We start from the raw sequence: 17793 nt of genomic DNA, 5'->3' as shown, positions 1-17793 counted from the left end.
GAGGTTACGGGGAAATATTTACAGCGTCTTTACGCAGCGACCCGGCATTTTCACCTGATCGGCGCCGAAACCTCACAAGCCTTAAACAATGCCCTGACTGCGCAGGTAATCTTCATAATTACCCGTGAAGTCGATAATACGATCGGCTTTCATCTCCATCACGCGGGTAGCCAGCGAGCTCACAAACTCACGGTCGTGCGAGACGAAAATCAGCGTGCCTTCGTACATCTCCAGCGCCATGTTGAGCGACTCGATCGATTCCATATCCAGGTGGTTAGTCGGTTCATCCATGATCAGGATGTTTGGCTTTTGCATCATCAGCTTGCCAAACAGCATGCGACCTTTCTCACCACCGGACAGCACCTTAGCGGGCTTGTTGATCTCGTCGTGACCAAACAGCAGACGACCAAGAATACTGCGTACCGCCTGCTCGTCATCGCCTTCCTGCTTCCACTGGCTCATCCAGTCGAAAACTGTCAGATCGTCAGCGAAGTCTTCCGCGTGATCCTGGCCGTAATAACCAATGCGCGCATTCTCAGACCATTTCACTGTGCCGCTATCCGGCGTATGTTCCCCGACCAGCGTTTTCAGCAGCGTAGTTTTACCGATACCGTTGGCACCGAGAATCGCCAATTTCTCGCCGACTTCTAACATCAGGTTGAGTTTATTAAACAGTGGACCGTTATCAAAACCTTTGGTCAGCGCTTCAACTTCCAGCGCATTACGGAACAGCTTCTTATCCTGATCAAAACGGATAAACGGGTTTTGACGGCTGGAGGCTTTAACTTCTTCCAGCTTAATTTTATCAATCTGTTTGGCACGCGAAGTCGCCTGACGCGATTTAGAGGCGTTGGCGCTAAAACGGCTAACGAACGATTGCAGATCGGCAATTTGCGCTTTCTTCTTGGCGTTATCCGATAATAAACGTTCGCGTGACTGGGTAGCCGCGGTCATATATTCGTCATAATTACCCGGATAAACGCGCAGTTCACCGTAATCCAGATCCGCCATGTGCGTGCACACCATATTCAGGAAGTGACGGTCATGCGAAATGATGATCATGGTGCTGTTACGTTCGTTGAGCACTTGCTCCAACCAACGAATGGTATCGATATCCAGGTTGTTGGTCGGTTCATCGAGCAACAAAATATCAGGATTGGCAAATAATGCCTGCGCTAAAAGGACACGCAATTTCCAGCCCGGCGCAATTTCGCTCATCGGACCGTAATGCTGCTCCACAGGAATGCCAACGCCCAGTAATAATTCACCGGCACGTGATTCTGAACTGTAACCGTCCATCTCGCCGTATTCGACTTCAAGGTCGGCCACTTTATAGCCTTCCTCTTCGCTCATTTCTGGCAATGCATATATACGGTCACGCTCTTGCTTCACTGCCCACAATTCATTGTGGCCCATGATCACGGTGTCCAGCACACTATATTGCTCGAAGGCAAATTGGTCCTGACGTAACTTACCGATACGCTCATTTGGGTCGAGGGAAACATTTCCACCCGTTGGCGCCAAATCGCCGCCCAGTATTTTCATAAAGGTAGATTTACCGCTGCCGTTCGCACCGATTAAACCGTAACGATTACCGCCGCCAAATTTAACGGAGATATTTTCGAACAGCGGCTTACTGCCGAACTGCATGGTGATATTGCTGGAAACTAACACGGCATTGACCTTTGTTACGCAGTGGAGGAAAAAACAGCGGGCATTATGCCAGAAGCGGGCACCCGGACGCCACCTCTGCGCCAGAGGCAGACGTTACGTTGGGCTAAAGGTGTTGTTGCTCATAAAGAAATAAAAACAACAAAAAAGCCGGGGGCATTTGCCCCCGGCTCCCACTTACAAGGATTGTGCGGATTATTTGATCAGGAAAGTGTCGAGGCTTTTACCTGAATCCAGCGCTTTTTTAATCGCTGCTGGTGTACGGCCCTGACCGGTCCAAGATTTTACTTCACCGTTTTCGTCGGTATAGGAATATTTTGCCGGGCGTGGTGCACGCTTAGCGCGTTTTTTACCAACTTCCAGAGCGCCCAGTAATTCGTTCGGGTCAATACCATCAGCCAGCAGCATTTCGCGATATTTAGACAGCTTCTCTTCTTTTTCGCGGTTCTGCGCTTCTTCAGCGTTTACTTCGTCACGACGTTCAGTCACGACAACCGTTAATTTTTCCAGAATTTCTTCCAGATCGCTCAATGGCAGTTCACGAGCCTGCGCACGTAATGTGCGAATGTTGTTCAGAACTTTAAATGCGTCACTCATCACAATGTCCTTGCTTAAGGGGGTTAAATAAACTGTAGTGGCAAGATTACCTAATTCAAATAAAAAAATAAATTAATTTTATTGCCCGGATTAATCTGAAGCTGCTTACATATTTCTTACGTTAGGGTTTAAAACGCGGATAACCGCTTTAATTAACCCTGAATTAACAACCGTAATGTGTTCCATATGTAGCAACTGGAATCGATTTCAAAGCAATATTCCCAGGTAATAAACAATCATTTAGCGGCTATTACGCGCTGCAGCATTAGTGAGCATAATGGTAAGCAAGGATTACTGGCGTAACGTAAAACCTGTTTTCATCACGGATTATTATATTGCCCGGGATGAGAGAAGAATCTCATTTTTTCATATCGTGCCGATAAAAAAAGCCGGTGTTTAACCGGCTGCTAAGGGAAATTAATGCACTTCCGTTGCGGGACCAAACACAGAATAGTCTGGCAAATTGACGTTTTGATAAGGTTCCCAGCCACCGCCCAGCGCTTTATATAACGCCACTAAATCGAGCGCACTTTGCATCCGCGCCTGTGTCGATTGCGCTTTAGCTTGCGCCAGTTGTCGCTGCGCATCTAATACATCGAGGAAGGTGGAAATACCCTGACGATAACTGTCGCTGGCCAAATCAAATGCACGTTGCAGTGCGCCGGTGGTTTCATCCAGCGCTATAACCTGCTGCTGATCGGCGCGATAACTGACCAACGCGTTCTCCACATCCTGCAGCGCAGTTAATACCGTTTGCCGATAATCAAGCGCCGCGCTGGCTTGCTGCGCGCGCGCCAGTTTTACGCTGGAGACTAAACGGCCGCCCTGAAAAATTGGAATCGACAGCGACGGACCAACGCTGAAGAAGTGGCTGCTCCAGTCATCCAGATAGCTGGCATCGGTATTTCGCACGCCCAGTTGCCCGGTGAGCGACAAGCTGGGGAACAGCTCGGCAACGGATACGCCAATATTCGCGGTCTGCGCATGCAGCGTGGCTTCAGCCTGGCGAATATCCGGACGTCGGCGCGCCAGCGTTGACGGAATGCCCACCGGCACCAATTTCGGCAAATCAGGCAGCGGTTTTTTGTTCATCAGTTCGTTATCCAGTGCGCCCGGTGTTTTACCCAGTAGCACCGCCAAACCGTTCATCGCCTGCAACTGCTGCGCCTGATATTGCGGCAGCTGCGCATTCAGCGAGGCTAATTGCGCGCGCGCATTTTCCACATCCGTGGTCGGCGCTAAGCCGTTTTGCTGCTGGCTCTTTGTCAGTTCCCAGGTTTGCTGCGCGACCTCTATTTGCTGCTGCAAGGTCGCCAGCACCGCCTGCGAACCGCGCAATTGCAGATAGGCGCGCGCCACTTCGGCTTCCAGCGAGACCAGCGCATCGTTGCGTTGCTCAATGGCCGCCTGCTGCTGCGCATCCGCGGCTTCCATCTGGCGGCGTACTTTGCCCCATAGATCCAGCTCCCAGCTGGCGTCAAAGCTGCCCTGATAAAGGGTGACAGAATGGTCTAAACCGTTCAGCTGGCTGGCGACATCGCTATCAACCTGGTCATAAACGCCGTTGGATTTCAGCAAGCCTTTTAAACCGAGCTGCTGACGGGTCACTTTTGCCGAGCCGTTAAGCGACGGGAATAAACCACCGCGCGCCTGCGCCAGCTGCTCACGCGCCCCGGCAATACGCAGCACCGATTGTTGCAGCGTTAAGTTGCCGGCAATAGCGCGCTCAATAAGGCTATCAAGCTGCGGATCGTTAAAGCTTTTCCACCACAGCGGATTGGTTGCTGCCGCCAGCGGCTTAGACGCTTGCTGTGAAGGCAAATCATGGTAACCGCCAGGTGTGTGCGCCTGCGGCGGCTGATAATCAGGTCCTACGGCGCATCCGGCCAGTAACAGTGACAGCGCCAGCAACGTCAGTGACGGCGTAGAGCGCGAAAACTTACTCATTTTAATGTGCTCCTGCACTGCCTTCGCTCTTGATCGGCGAAAGCAACCAACAAAATGGAATCAATAGCAACGCCACGATACTAAGGCCCGTAAATACGTCGATGTACGCCAGAATGCGGGCCTGCGCGATCATCTCCTGGTAGAGCTGCCCGCTCGCCAGCACCAGCGGATCGCCCACTGCGGTGGTGAAATGACGGATCGAATCAGCCCAATGCTGCAGCGTGAGATTGTAAGGCTCATTGAGCGGCGACATGTTGTGCACCATGGTGGCCGATCGCGTCTGCATGCGTTCGGTAATGCCCGCCGTCGACAGCGAAATTCCGATCGAACCCGCGACGTTACGGAACATGGTGAACAGCGCCGACGCATCGGCGTTTAATCGCTGCGGCACGGTGATGAACGCAATGGTGGTCAGCGGCACAAACAGGAAGCCAAGGCCAATCGACTGCGCGCTGCGCATTAACACCAGCGTGGTGAAATCAACGTTGGGCGTAAGCCGGGTGGAATAGAAGAAGGCGCTGGCAAGGCAGGTGAAGCCGAACGCGATGATGTAGCGCGTTTGCACAATCGGCATCAGCTTCAGCACGATGGGTATCGTCAGCACAATCAATATTGCGCCGGGCGACAGCACCAGCCCCGACCAGGTTGCGGTGTAACCGAGATCCTGCTGCGCCAGTTGGGGAAGTACCACCGAACTGCCGTACAAAATCATCGCCATGCCCGCCATCAGCAAGCCCGCCACCCAGAAGTTACGATCCTTCATTACGCTAAGATCGACCACCGGTTTGCGGGCATACAGCAGCCAATAAATGGCGCCGATAATGCCTATCACCGCCAGCATGGCGAACAGGCGAATGAAGTGCGAGGCAAACCAATCTTCATCTTCGCCACGATCGAGGAACACCTGCAGACAGCCAAGCCCCAGCGTGATCAGGCTGATGCCAATGTAGTCGATCTTCAGGCGGCCTTTATCCCACTTGCGCTCCCACGGCGGATCTTCCAGCAGCTGGTAAATTGCCATTACCGTCAAAATACCGACTGGAATATTAATGAAGAACACCCAGCGCCAGCTGTAGTTGTCGGTGATCCAGCCGCCGAGCGTCGGACCAATCACCGGCGCGACGATAATCGCAATCGACGATAGACCAAAGGCTTTGCCGCGATCTTCCGCTTTGAAGTAATCGAGCAGCACCGATTGCTGTACCGGCTGCAATCCGCCGCCAAAAAAGCCCTGCAGGATGCGGAACAGAATGATCTGCCACAGCTCCGTCGCGATGCCGCACAGGAAGGAGCAGATGGTGAACATCACGATGCAAATCAGGAAGAACTGCTTGCGGCCAAAAAGGCGGCTGAAGAACGCCGAAATGGGCAACACGATGCCGTTCGCCACCAGATAAGAGGTTAAAACCCAGGTCGATTCGTCGTAGCTGGAGGAGAGCGAACCGGCAATGTGTGGCAGCGCGACGTTGACGATGGTGGTGTCGAGGATCTCCATAAACACCGCCAGCGTCACCGTAATGGCGACCAGCCACGGATTGCTGGCCGGACGCCAGCTTTCGCTCGCACTCATTCCACTGTGACCTTCGGCTCAACCGACAAGCCCAGCGGCAGCGGATGATTGGGATCCAATCCTTTATCGATAACGATTTTCACCGGCACGCGCTGCACGATTTTCACGTAGTTGCCGGTGGCGTTTTCCGCCGGGAAGGTGGAGAAACGGGAACCTGATCCCATCTGCACGCTATCAACATGCCCTTCCAGCTTCATATCCGGCCAGGCATCGACACTGATTTCCACTTTATTACCCGGCTTCATGCGCGCCAGCTGCGACTCTTTGAAATTGGCGTTAATCCAGATTTCAGGCGAAACCAGCGAGAACAGCGCGCTGCCAGCCTGCACCAGCGTGCCGAGTTGCACGTTACGCTTGGTGACAAAGCCGTCGTAAGGTGCGCGAACCTGGGTATAAGAGAGATTCAATTCGGCGGTGTTGAGCTGCGCCTGCGCCTGCTCAACCTGCTGCTCACGCGCTTCCACATTGGTTTCCTGCTGGCGGATTTGCAGCTTCACTTGAGAAGCCACTTCAACCTGCGCCTTAGCGCTTTGCAGTTGCGCTTCAGCCGAACGCAATTGCGCGGCGGCGGTATCAATATTGCGCTGTGAAGTGGCACGGGGATCAACACCGCGCTGGCGACGATAATCGGCCTGGGCGTTAAGCAAATTGGCCTGCGCTTTGGCCTGATCGGCGAGAGCTTGATCGCGCTGTGCCGGATACTGCACGCGGGACAAGGCTAACTGCGCCTGCGCCTGATGCAGCTGCGCCTGGGCCAGACCAAGCTGGGCTTTGGCCTGATCGCGCTGCGCTTCACTGTCGCGCGGATCGATCTCCACCAGCAAATCGCCCTGCTTCACGCGCTGGTTATCGCGCACCAGCAGCTTGACCACATATCCGGCCGCTTTCGGCGCGATGGTCACCGCATTGCCTTCGGTAAAGGCATCATCCGTGCTTTCGATATTGCGCGTGGTGAGCCAAAACCATAATCCCACCACGATCATAATCACCACCACAATGGCGAGAAAAATCAGAGGTTTTTTTCCGGGACGTTTACGTTCTGGTTCGTTGTTATCTTGATGGGTATTAGCGGTTTTTTGCGGATCCTGCTGATCGCGTTCAGACGGTTGATTCTGGTTTTCCATAATTTTTCATCGTAGGCAGTTGTCCCGATTCCCGGGCAAAAACGGTCAACATAACCTTAGATGGGAAATTGACAAATGCCAATGCAACTTTACACAAGCCGACATTGGCACGGTGCTAACGCATGAGGTGTAACAGCAGCCATCCGCCTAACATCGACCAGGCCAGCATCGGGATGGAAAACAAGTGGAAACGCCACCAAACGCGCGCGTCCTGCGCCATCCGCAAGGCAATCAGGTTGGCGAGCGAACCCGGCAATAAGCCAAATCCGCCGATATTCACTGCCCACGCCAGCACCTCCGACGGTGGCACTTTCTGCAAAAGCAGAATGGTGGCGGGAACGTTACTAATGAATTGCGACAAGCCAATCGCCAGCAAATAGATTCCGCCCTCGCCTAGCTGACCGATAGCGGCAAAGTGCGGCTGCAGCCAGGACAAATGCATCAACAGGAAGACATCGATAAACATCGCCACGAACACCAGCAGCAAACTCCAGTCGATGCTGATCAACACGCTGCGCGCCATGATCAGGAAACAGGCCGCCACCAGCAGCAGCGCCCAGCCGGTCATTTTCAGCTCGAGCGCGACGATAAATACGATATACAGCAGCACGCTAATCGTGAACAACGGTTTGCGCCACGCCTGAGTTTCACTCTGCTCATGCTTTTGGATCGCGCGCGCCGGGAAACTCCACCAGGTTAACGCCATCAGCGAAAGCAGTAAAAATGCCGCCAGCGGCGCCATCTGCGCAATGAAACCGGGCACGCTAAGCGTGCCGTGACTCCACAGCAGAATGTTTTGCGGGTTACCAACCGGCGTCAGTAAGGAACCCGCGTTCACTGCCAAGGCTTCGAAAATGATCAGGCGCGAAATAGGCAGCCGCGAGAATTTACGCAGCGTCAGCGTGAGCGGCACCAGAATAAACAGCGCAACATCGTTGGTGAGAAAAGTTGAGAGCAACGCGGCGGCGCACACCATGAATAACGCTAATGCGCGTTCATGCTGGAAACGCTGAATCAGACGTGCGCCGAGCACATCAAAATAGCCGCTGTTTTCCAGCCCTTTGGTCAGCATCAGTAAGCCGGTGAGCGTCATGATGGTATGCCAGTCCACAGCGGAAGGCAGTTGCGACCAGCGGAAATTCGCCAGCGGCAACATGATCACACCCAACAGCAATAACAAATGCAAAATACGATCGCGCATAAAAGAACGAAGCAGATTGGGCATGATGGCGGAAGGCCTTGTAGTTAGCGATTCTCGTAGAATTTCTGGAACACGGCCAAAGTTTCATCACTGACGTGATGCTCCAGGCCTTCTGAATCACGGCGCGCGGTTTCCGGGCTAACGCCCAGCGCCAACAGGAAAGTTTCAACAATATGATGGCGGACGCGGCTCGCTTCAGCCAGCTTCTCGCCTTCGGCGGTGAGGAATACACCGCGATACGGCACTTGCTCAACCAAACCGGTGGTGCCAAGACGCTTTAACATTTTCGCTACGGTCGGCTGGGAAACGCCCAAACGTGCAGCCATATCCACCTGACGCGCTTCGCCAAATTCACGAATCAAATCAGAGATTAATTCAACGTAGTCATCGATCAGCTCACGACGATGCGCCTCGCGCACCTGACGAAATCCTTCGACATGCTCCTCTATCTCTTTTAGCGGGCCCTGGGGCATGTTGGTGGCGATTTTTGCACGACGACTCATCTAACTTCCTCTTTATTATCTGCCGCACTTTACCTGCGGTGCGGGCTGGCTGCGCCCATTGTAAACCAGGCACAAATAAGCACAAATTTTTCCTAAATAGTGTTGGCTAAAGAGTATAGCCAGTGCTATCTTTGTTGATAATGTAAGCGAATAGCTTATAAAGGCTACAAAGAAATGTCGTCATTCACTCGGGAGGTGAACATGACTACCATGAAAAACTGCCTCGACTGTGGCAAATGTTTCCAGGCTGAACAAAGCAAACCGGCTTTTGAGCTGAAATCGCTGCTGTGCCTGTTGACCCGCTCGCCGTTTGCGCTGCGCTTGATGCTGATTGAAAAGCTCACCGGCAAACAGCTGGTTGAACGTCCGTGCCCAAAACTGATCTGGCGCGGCTAATGTTCCCGACGCATACAAATTCCAATAAAGCCCGCTCATGTAGCGGGCTTTGTGTTTCTGGCGGCAGGTAAATCGTTAATCGCGCCCATAAAAAAACGGTCCCGAAGGACCGTTTATTGTGCAACTGGTCTAAGCAAGAACTTAGAAGCTGTAACCTACGCCAGCAATCCAGGTGCCAACGTCAACGTTGCGGATACGGCTCTGCTCGTAACCCACGTCAACAGCGATGTTTTCGATTGGGTTGAACTGCATGCCCGCACCGTAAGAGAAACCGTAGTCGCTTGAATCAGACTTAGAACGTACTGAATTGTCGTTCTGCTGGTATTTACCGTAACCCACACCAACAACACCGTAGATGCTCGCCCAGTCGTTCAGACGGTAAGCAGGACCACCGGTGATGCCATAGTACTGAGCTTTGTTATAAGCGCCAGCATCAGTACGATCTTTCTCGGTATAGGTGAAAGAACCGATCCAACCCAGTGGGTTAGTACCGTCTTCGTAACGATATTTCAGGTTGAAGCCGTTTGCTTTGTTAGCAACGCCTTGATAATCGCTCTGAGCGTAACCACCGGTGACGGTGCTTTGTGCCATGGCAGAACCTGCAGAAACTGCAAGTACACAAGCCAATGCTGAAAGACATGCAATTTTTTTCATAACCACCTCAAATGTGAATATACTTCTCTCCTGACAACGCTCTAAATATAACAAAAAACAGCAAGAAACTCTGCCCGCATTTTGTTGTCTAACAGATTGTTTGGTGTAACAGAAAGTTAATGAAGTTTCCTATGTCATTCATTTTACTTATAAAAAGCATCATATTCCTGCAACATAAATAACGATCACAAAAAATGCCTTTAAGTAAATTCCTAAACTAACCTGACGTTTCTTTACGGAAATGGCACTAAAAATGGCCAAATTCTGACCTGTCAGCGCGTTTTATTTCCCCGATTCGCGTCTCCTTATTTGCCTGAGATTCCATTACACTGAGCGCTTGTTGCTCTACTGTTAATAAATAAAAGGAATGGATTACAGGATGTCTGCCCCTCTGACGACCAAAAATATGGCTCCGGTGTTGTTCCCTATTGCTGTGCTGCTGATTGCCATGCTCTCACTACAGGGCGGCGCTTCACTGGCAAAATCGATGTTTTCCACCGTTGGCGCCACTGGCATTACCGCGCTGCGTCTTGGTCTTGGCACCCTGATTCTCTGCATTATCTTTAAACCCTGGCGTTTGCGCTTCACGCGCGAGCAGCGCAAACCGCTGCTGATGTACGGTTTAGCGCTGGGCTGCATGAACTATCTCTTCTATTTAGCGATTCGCACCGTGCCGCTGGGCGTTGCAGTCGGATTGGAGTTTTTGGGTCCGCTGACTTTGGCGTTGATCGGCGCGCGTCGTCCGCTTGATTTTCTTTGGGTGCTGCTGGCGGTGGCGGGTTTGTGGTTCCTGTTGCCCATCGGTGAAGGGATGAGTCATATCGATCCGCTCGGTGCGTTGCTGGCGGTAGGCGCGGGTGCCTGCTGGGCGGTGTACATCCTTGCAGGACAGCGTGCCGGCGCGGAGCATGGTCCGGCGACGGTGGCGATGGGTTCGCTAATTGCCTCGGTGATTTTTGTGCCGCTCGGCCTGACCTTTGCCGCGCCGGGCATCTGGCATTGGGAAGTGTTGCCGCTGGCACTGCTGATCGCCCTGCTCTCCAGCGCCATTCCCTATTCTTTAGAGATGATGGCGCTGACACGACTGCCAGCACGCATTTTTGGTACCTTAATGAGTCTGGAACCGGCGATGGCGGCGTTATCAGGCATGTTATTCCTGGGCGAGCTATTGACGCTGAAGCAGTGGATTGCGCTGCTGGCGATCATCATCGCCTCGGCTGGTTCAACGCTCACCATGAAACAAAAAAGCGCAAAAATAAGCGAAGTGGACATTACGCATCCGCAATAAATATTCAACAATTCAGCCTGCTGTGCGGCAGGCTAAATATAGAAGCATTCTCATTATCATTTTTAACGCGGTATTAAGATTTTTCCGTTATTATTTTGCAACACGTTTAATAAATAATTAACACTCCTCACAAGCATATGTGTTAACTGAAATAATCGTCAAGATGCACAATCCCTGAGCAATGTTAAGGTTTATCTATTCCTGTCATTGATTTAATTAGCCCTGCAAGTTAAAAAACTGCTGCTATACTTATTTCCGTGCTTGATTAGGACAACCATCAATAAGAGGACATTAATGATGAGTACCGCAAAACTGGTTAAAACTAAATCGTCTGATCTGATTTACACCCGTAATGACGTCGCTGACAGCGATAAAAAAGCGACCATCGAGGTGCTCAACCGTCTGGTAGTGGAGTTTATTGACCTGTCGCTGATCACCAAACAGGCGCACTGGAACATGCGTGGCGCCAACTTCATTGGCGTACATGAGATGCTGGATGGTTTCCGTACCGCCATTACCGATCATCAGGACACTATCGCTGAACGTGTAGTTCAGTTAGGCGGCGTGGCGCTGGGTACCACTCAGATCGTCAACGATAAAACACCACTGAAAAGCTATCCGTTGAACATTCATAGCGTGCAGGATCACCTGAAAGCGCTGGCCGATCGCTATGCGATTGTGGCGAATGACACGCGTAAAGCTATCACTGAAGTCAGTGATGAAGATACCGCTGATATCTTCACTGCGGCATCGCGCGATCTGGATAAATTCCTATGGTTTATCGAATCGAATATTGAATAAATTTCAGTGTTATAACGAAGGCGGGTTATCCCGCCTTTTTTTACGTCTGTAACATTGTGGTGCTTTTTTTGACGTTGTTAACATTTCCTTAATCCCTTCTTTCGCTCTCCCCGCCCTTGGTGCACACTGTGCCTGCACCACAACAGCACCACGCACCAAAATGAAGCGCCAATAAGGTGCAAAACTTTTCTTCTGCGCAAAATCGTGTCAGCAAGTGCTTAAAACTACTGATTTCGAGCAAAATGAAAAGTTGGCATAATTTTTTCATATGATAGGCCGTACATCGGGCCACCAGGCCTGAGGGGTAATAAGGAAAAAAATGATGAAGTCATTGATTAAAGTCTCCGTGGCCGCGCTGGCGCTGGCCTTCTCGCTTTCCTCCACCGCAGCAGACAAAAAACTGATCGTCGCGACTGACACCGCATTCGTTCCCTTCGAGTTCAAACAAGGCGATAAATACGTCGGTTTTGATATCGATCTGTGGGATGCCATCGCGAAAGAACTGAAACTCGATTACGCCTTCAAGCCAATGGATTTCAGCGGCATCATCCCTGCGCTGCAAACCAAAAACATTGACCTGGCGCTGGCGGGTATCACCATCACCGAAGAACGTAAAAAAGCCATCGAGTTCTCTGACGGCTACTACAAAAGCGGCCTGCTGGTGATGGTGCGCGAGAATGAAAAAGACGTTAAGAGCATTGACGATCTGAACGGCAAAGTGGTGGCGGTGAAGAGCGGCACCGGTTCGGTGGATTACGCCAAAGCGCACATCAAGTCTAAAGATCTGCGCCAGTTCCCTAACATCGACAACGCGTACATGGAGTTAGGCACTAACCGTGCTGACGCCGTGCTGCACGATACGCCGAACATCCTGTACTTCATCAACACCGCCGGTAAAGGCCGCTTCAAAGCGGTAGGCGAGTCAATTGAAGCGCAGCAGTATGGCATCGCGTTCCCGAAAGGCAGCGACGACCTGCGTGAAAAAGTGAACGGCGCCCTGAAAACTCTGCGCGACAACGGCACTTACAACACCATCTATAAAAAATGGTTCGGTACTGAACCAAAATAATTGCGGCCTGAGCCGATTTTTCCAGCAGGGGGCCTGACACTCCCTGCTTTTTACATTTCCACGCAACAGATTTTGGAGTCACACCATGGAGTTTGACTGGAGCGTCATTTGGCCTGCCCTGCCGATTTTAATCGAAGGCGCCAAAATGACCCTGCTGATCTCGGTCCTCGGCCTGGTCGGCGGTTTAATTATCGGTTTAGTTGCCGGTTTTGCCCGCGCCTACGGCGGCTGGATCACCAACAACATCGCCTTAGTCTTCATCGAACTGATTCGCGGTACGCCAATCGTGGTTCAGGTAATGTTTATCTACTTCGCCCTGCCGATGGCTTTCCCGGATCTGCGTATCGATCCGTTCAGCGCGGCGGTGGTCACCATCATGATCAACTCCGGCGCTTATATCGCGGAAATCACGCGCGGTGCGGTACTGTCGATTAATAAAGGCTTCCGTGAAGCGGGTCTGGCGCTGGGTCTGTCGCGCCGCGAGACCCTGCGTTATGTGATCATGCCGCTGGCCCTGCGCCGTATGCTGCCACCGCTGGGTAATCAGTGGATTGTCAGCATCAAAGATACGTCGCTTTTTATCGTGATTGGCGTGGCCGAACTGACGCGTCAGGGTCAGGAGATCATTGCCGGTAACTTCCGCGCGCTGGAGATCTGGAGCGCCGTTGCCATTATCTATTTGGTTATTACGTTGGTGTTGAGCTTTGTGCTGCGCCGTATTGAGAAAAGGATGAAAATTCTGTGATTGAATTTAAAAACGTCTCGAAGAATTTCGGCCAGACTCAGGTTCTGCACAACATCAACCTGAAGATTAATCAAGGCGAAGTGGTGGTGATTATCGGACCTTCCGGTTCCGGTAAATCCACGCTGCTGCGCTGCATCAACAAGCTGGAAGAGATCACCACCGGCGAGCTGATCGTCGATGGTATGAAGGTCAATGATCCGAAAGTGGATGAGCGACTGATTCGTCAGGAAGCAGGCATGGTGTTCCAGCAGTTCCATCTGTTCCCACAGATGAGCGCGCTGGATAACGTCGCCTTTGGTCCGATTCGCGTGCGTGGTACGAAGAAAGAGGAAGCGCATAAGCTGGCGCGTGAGCTGCTGGGTAAAGTGGGCCTCGCCGAGCGTGCACACCACTTCCCGTCTGAGCTTTCCGGTGGTCAGCAACAGCGCGTGGCGATTGCGCGTGCGCTGGCGGTGAAACCGAAGATGATGCTGTTTGATGAGCCAACCTCAGCGCTGGATCCCGAGCTGCGTCACGAAGTACTGAAAGTGATGCAGGATCTGGCGGAAGAAGGCATGACGATGGTCATCGTGACGCACGAAGTCGGTTTCGCCCAAAAAGTGGCTTCGCGTCTGATCTTCATCGACAAAGGCACCATCGCTGAAGATGGCAACCCGGACGATCTGATCACCAACCCGCCGAGCGACCGTCTGCGCGAGTTCCTGCAGCACGTATCCTAAGCTCTGCCATCAAACCGTCGCCCATTTTCGGCGGCGGTTTTTTACATGCAGCATTTGTAGTGGCGCGATTTATCGCGCCACTACGGCAGGTACCACGATTCAATTTTCCTTTTCAAAATCTTCACCTTCCATCACTGACTATACTTCTCTCTTGTGCCGCTGCGCGAAGCTAAAGGAGAAAAGCGATGTCGTCTGCCAGCCCACCATGGCGTTCAGCCGTGTGGTTACTCTTCAGTTTTTTCACTCTGTTTCTCATTCCCCCGGCGCAGGCCGTTAATCTGCCGCAGGCGGCCGTCGCAGCACAGCAGTCGCAAACCCCGGCAGCGGATAATAAAGCCGAAGGCGAACCCAACTTAGACGAGAAAAAAGCCGCCTATGCCGCGCTGGCGAATATTCTGGATAACAACGCCTCGCGTCAGGAACTGATCGATCAGTTACGTCAGGCTGCCAACAGCCAATCCACCAGCGACCAACCGGTGCTGGCGCCGCCGCAGGCCAATCGGGACGATCTCACGGTACTGGAGAGCGTCACCAGCGTAACGCGTGAATACGGCGGCGCGGTGGCCGCGCAGTTTGTGCAACTGCATGACAACATCACCAATGCGCCACACAAATCCTTTAACCAGCAAACCTTCTTCAACGCGCTGAAATACTTCGCTGCGCTCTCCGCCGCGGTGTTTGCATTTTACTGGCTGACACGCCGCCTAATGTGGCCGGTGTGGCGCCGCATGGGCCGCTGGGGACGCGATCAAAACCTTGAGCGCACCAAGTGGCTGCACTTGCCCGCCACTATCTTGATGGCCTTTGTGCTCGATATTGTGCTGCTAGCGCTGACGCTGTTTGTCGGTCAGATCATCAGCGACAACTATCACAACAACAACCGCACCATCGCCTATCAGCAAGGCCTTTTCCTTAACGCTTTCGCGCTGATTGAGTTCTTTAAAGCGGTGCTGCGGCTGATATTCTGCCCGCGTTTCCCTTCGCTGCGCTTCTTCCACTTAACCGATGCGCGCGCCAGCTACTGGAACACACGTTTGAGCTGGCTAAGCGGCACCATCGGTTACGGTTTACTGGTGGTGGTGCCGATTGTCTCCAATCAGGTGAATATTCAGGTGGCGGCGCTGGTCAACATGCTGATTATGGGGATCATGACCGGCTGGGCGCTGTGGCTGATTTTCCGCAACAAAAGCAACATCCATCATGAACTGTCGCGTCTTGCCGATCGCAGCTTGAGCTTCTTTGCGCTGTTCATCCGCGCCTTTGGCATGGTGTGGCACTGGCTGGCCAGCGCCTACTTTATCGCGCTGTTCCTGTTCTCGATCTTCAATCCCGGCGACAGCCTGAAGTTTATGATGTCCGCCACGGTGCGCAGCCTGGCGATCGTGGTTATCGCCGCGCTGATTTCCGGCATGCTGACGCGCTGGATTGGCAAAACCGTCACGCTGTCGCCCGACATGCGCCGCAACTATCCCGAGCTGCAAAAGCGCGTGAACGATTGGGTGAAAGCGCTGCTGAAACTGGCGCGCGTGGTCACGGTGTTTGCCACGCTGTTGCTGCTACTCAACGCATGGAATCTGTTTGATCTCTGGCACTGGCTCACGCTTGGCGCCGGCCAAAAAATGGTGGATGTGCTGATTCGTATCGTGATCATTGTGCTGCTGTCGGCAGTCGGCTGGACGCTGCTGGCAAGCCTGATCGAAAGTCGCCTCGCCTCGGATTCGCACGGCCGCCCCATGCCGAGCGCACGCACCCGCACGCTGCTGACGCTGTTTCGTAACGCGCTGGCGGTAGTAATAAGCACCATCACCATTATGATTTTACTGTCGGAAGTGGGCGTCAATATTGCGCCGCTGCTAGCCGGTGCCGGTGCGCTCGGTCTGGCGGTATCATTCGGTTCGCAAACGCTGGTGAAAGACATCATCACCGGCATCTTTATCCAGTTTGAGAACGGCATGAACACCGGTGATTTAGTCACCATTGGCCCGATCACCGGCACCGTAGAGCGCATGTCGATTCGCTCGGTGGGCGTGCGTCAGGATACTGGCGCGTATCACATTATTCCGTGGTCATCGATCACCACCTTCGCCAACTTTGTGCGCGGCATCGGCTCGTTCGTGGCGAACTACGATGTGGATCGCAGTGAAGATACCGAACGCGTTAACCAAACGCTGCAGGGCGCGGTGAAAGAGCTGCTGGAGAACCCGGAGATTCGCGGCATGGTGATTGGCGAGCCGAGTTTTGCCGGATTAGTGGGATTAACCAACCAATCCTTTACCGTGCGCGTGTCGTTCACCACCCAGCCGCTGAAGCAGTGGACGGTACGTTTTGCGCTGGATGATAAGGTGAAGAAGCATTTTGATGCGGCCGGCATTAAAGCGCCGCATCAAACGGTAGCAGTGATGCAAACCGGCAGCGATATTCCCTCCGCTGCCAGCTTACCGGCGTTGCCGCCGGCGCAATGAGGTTAGCGTTTCAGCCGTTTGGCGCGCGTCGCCGGCGGCTGGAACGTCCAGGCGATAAAGCGGCTCTGCTTCTGCCCTTGCGCCATTTCGATGATGCGCACTTCATAAGCATCGAGATCGCGCAGTTGGTCGCGCAGCGCCGGTAAATTCTCTTTGCGCGAGACCAGCGAGGTGAACCAAATAATGGCGTCTGAGTGCGTCACGCTTTCAGCGATCATTTGACCAACGAACTTGCGCTCGCCGCCGTCACACCACAATTCGTTGTGATGGCCACCAAAATTAAGCGGCGCATTTTTGCCTAAGCCAAGGTTGCGCGTTTTGCGCTGACCCACGCTGGCCGCCTCTTCCGCAGATGAATGGAAAGGCGGATTGCACAGCACCGCATGATAGCGTTCGTTCTTATGCACCACGCCGGCGAAAATCGCCGAGGCCTCTTTTTGCCGACGCAGACGCACGCCGCGCTGCAAGCCCGGATTACTCGCCACAATCTGCCCGGCCACGGTAATCGCTTCGGCGGTGATATCGGTGCCGGTGAAGCGCCAGCCATATTCGGCGTTGCCAATCAGCGGATAGATGCAGTTCGCGCCGCAGCCGATATCCATTACATCCAGATCGCGTGGAACCACGCCACCGTTGTCGCTCGCCAGCAGATCGGCCAGCGCATGCACGTAATCGGCACGGCCCGGCACCGGCGGCGTCAGATAACCTGCAGGTAGCTGCCAGTTGAGGTTATAGAACAGCTTCAGCAGCGCCTGATTCAGCAGCATCACCGCTTCAGGATCGGCGAAATCCACCGACAACTCGCCGTAGCCGTTGGGACGCACTTTCACCGCCAGCGGCGGATGGGCTGCGGTCAGAGCAGCAAAATCATAACGGCCCTGGTGGCGGTTACGCGGATGGAAAGGTGACGTGGCGGCTGGCTTGTTCATAGTTTCTCCGGAAAATAGCGCGGGCGTAAGATACTCTGGCTAGCGGCATCGCACAATGCGCTTAATCGAATTCACCGTATTAGATGAGATTAGTGCACCACACTCAGGTTCTCTTAT

At 53.1% G+C, this 17793-nt stretch carries 16 protein-coding genes; 7 read left to right on the top strand and 9 right to left on the bottom strand.

Annotated elements, in window-relative coordinates:
• Positions 1-81: 81 nt before the first annotated feature.
• The 7 genes from FCN45_RS06505 to mntR all read right to left on the bottom strand — a co-directional run bounded on the left by FCN45_RS06505 (position 82) and on the right by mntR (position 8613).
• Positions 82-1674 carry an ABC-F family ATPase gene (locus tag FCN45_RS06505; protein WP_064741202.1) on the bottom strand — a complete coding sequence of 531 codons (1593 nt, stop codon included), beginning with the start codon at positions 1672-1674 and terminating at the stop codon, positions 82-84.
• Positions 1675-1866: 192 nt separating this feature from the next.
• Positions 1867-2268 (bottom strand): H-NS family nucleoid-associated regulatory protein, encoded by a 402-nt coding sequence (locus FCN45_RS06500; RefSeq protein WP_101761007.1) that lies wholly within the window; start codon positions 2266-2268, stop codon positions 1867-1869.
• Positions 2269-2685: 417 nt separating this feature from the next.
• Entirely contained in the window at positions 2686-4215 is a 1530-nt protein-coding gene (locus tag FCN45_RS06495; RefSeq protein WP_101761008.1) for an efflux transporter outer membrane subunit, read from the bottom strand.
• A 1-nt stretch (position 4216) separates the two neighbouring features.
• A complete protein-coding gene (locus FCN45_RS06490; protein ID WP_137385457.1) occupies positions 4217-5785 on the bottom strand; it encodes a DHA2 family efflux MFS transporter permease subunit in 1569 nt (522 codons plus the stop codon).
• Positions 5782-6909 (bottom strand): HlyD family secretion protein, encoded by a 1128-nt coding sequence (locus FCN45_RS06485; protein ID WP_137385456.1) that lies wholly within the window; start codon positions 6907-6909, stop codon positions 5782-5784. Before FCN45_RS06485 ends, FCN45_RS06490 begins: the two co-directional genes overlap by 4 nt.
• Before the next feature lie 115 nt (positions 6910-7024).
• Positions 7025-8134: an SLC13 family permease gene (locus tag FCN45_RS06480; RefSeq protein ID WP_137385455.1), complete on the bottom strand. Its 1110-nt coding sequence runs from the start codon at positions 8132-8134 to the stop codon at positions 7025-7027.
• A 20-nt stretch (positions 8135-8154) separates the two neighbouring features.
• Positions 8155-8613: a manganese-binding transcriptional regulator MntR gene (mntR, locus tag FCN45_RS06475; RefSeq protein WP_101761012.1), complete on the bottom strand. Its 459-nt coding sequence runs from the start codon at positions 8611-8613 to the stop codon at positions 8155-8157.
• 201 nt (positions 8614-8814) lie between these two features.
• On the opposite strand from mntR, the gene FCN45_RS06470 reads away from it, so the two are divergent.
• Positions 8815-9009: a hypothetical protein gene (locus tag FCN45_RS06470; RefSeq protein ID WP_101761013.1), complete on the top strand. Its 195-nt coding sequence runs from the start codon at positions 8815-8817 to the stop codon at positions 9007-9009.
• Positions 9010-9150: 141 nt separating this feature from the next.
• On the opposite strand, the gene ompX is transcribed toward FCN45_RS06470, so the two are convergent.
• Entirely contained in the window at positions 9151-9663 is a 513-nt protein-coding gene (ompX, locus tag FCN45_RS06465; protein ID WP_101761014.1) for an outer membrane protein OmpX, read from the bottom strand.
• A gap of 379 nt (positions 9664-10042) precedes the next feature.
• Here ompX and rhtA point away from each other — a divergent pair, with 379 nt between their 5' ends.
• The 6 genes from rhtA to ybiO all read left to right on the top strand — a co-directional run bounded on the left by rhtA (position 10043) and on the right by ybiO (position 16747).
• A complete protein-coding gene (rhtA, locus tag FCN45_RS06460) occupies positions 10043-10951 on the top strand; it encodes a threonine/homoserine exporter RhtA (RefSeq protein WP_101761015.1) in 909 nt (302 codons plus the stop codon).
• A gap of 297 nt (positions 10952-11248) precedes the next feature.
• Positions 11249-11752, top strand: coding sequence for a DNA starvation/stationary phase protection protein Dps (gene dps, locus FCN45_RS06455; RefSeq protein WP_036620516.1), 504 nt, complete (start codon positions 11249-11251; stop codon positions 11750-11752).
• 322 nt (positions 11753-12074) lie between these two features.
• Positions 12075-12821 (top strand): glutamine ABC transporter substrate-binding protein GlnH, encoded by a 747-nt coding sequence (gene glnH, locus FCN45_RS06450; RefSeq protein WP_036647919.1) that lies wholly within the window; start codon positions 12075-12077, stop codon positions 12819-12821.
• Positions 12822-12906: 85 nt separating this feature from the next.
• Positions 12907-13566, top strand: coding sequence for a glutamine ABC transporter permease GlnP (gene glnP, locus FCN45_RS06445; protein WP_007887744.1), 660 nt, complete (start codon positions 12907-12909; stop codon positions 13564-13566).
• Positions 13563-14285: a glutamine ABC transporter ATP-binding protein GlnQ gene (gene glnQ, locus FCN45_RS06440; protein ID WP_101761016.1), complete on the top strand. Its 723-nt coding sequence runs from the start codon at positions 13563-13565 to the stop codon at positions 14283-14285. The genes glnP and glnQ overlap by 4 nt, the downstream gene beginning before the upstream one ends.
• Positions 14286-14470: 185 nt before the next feature.
• Positions 14471-16747, top strand: coding sequence for a mechanosensitive channel protein (ybiO, locus tag FCN45_RS06435; RefSeq protein WP_137385454.1), 2277 nt, complete (start codon positions 14471-14473; stop codon positions 16745-16747).
• Between the two features lie 2 nt (positions 16748-16749).
• Here the strand turns inward: ybiO and rlmF are convergent, their stop codons facing one another.
• Positions 16750-17676 (bottom strand): 23S rRNA (adenine(1618)-N(6))-methyltransferase RlmF, encoded by a 927-nt coding sequence (gene rlmF, locus FCN45_RS06430; protein ID WP_137385453.1) that lies wholly within the window; start codon positions 17674-17676, stop codon positions 16750-16752.
• Positions 17677-17793: the final 117 nt, after the last annotated feature.

The sequence above is a fragment of the Pantoea sp. SO10 genome, assembly GCF_005281435.1.
Taxonomy (GTDB): domain Bacteria; phylum Pseudomonadota; class Gammaproteobacteria; order Enterobacterales; family Enterobacteriaceae; genus Pantoea; species Pantoea leporis.
The sequence above is the reverse complement of the archived record's forward strand: the minus strand, read 5'-3'. Positions and strand labels throughout refer to the sequence as shown.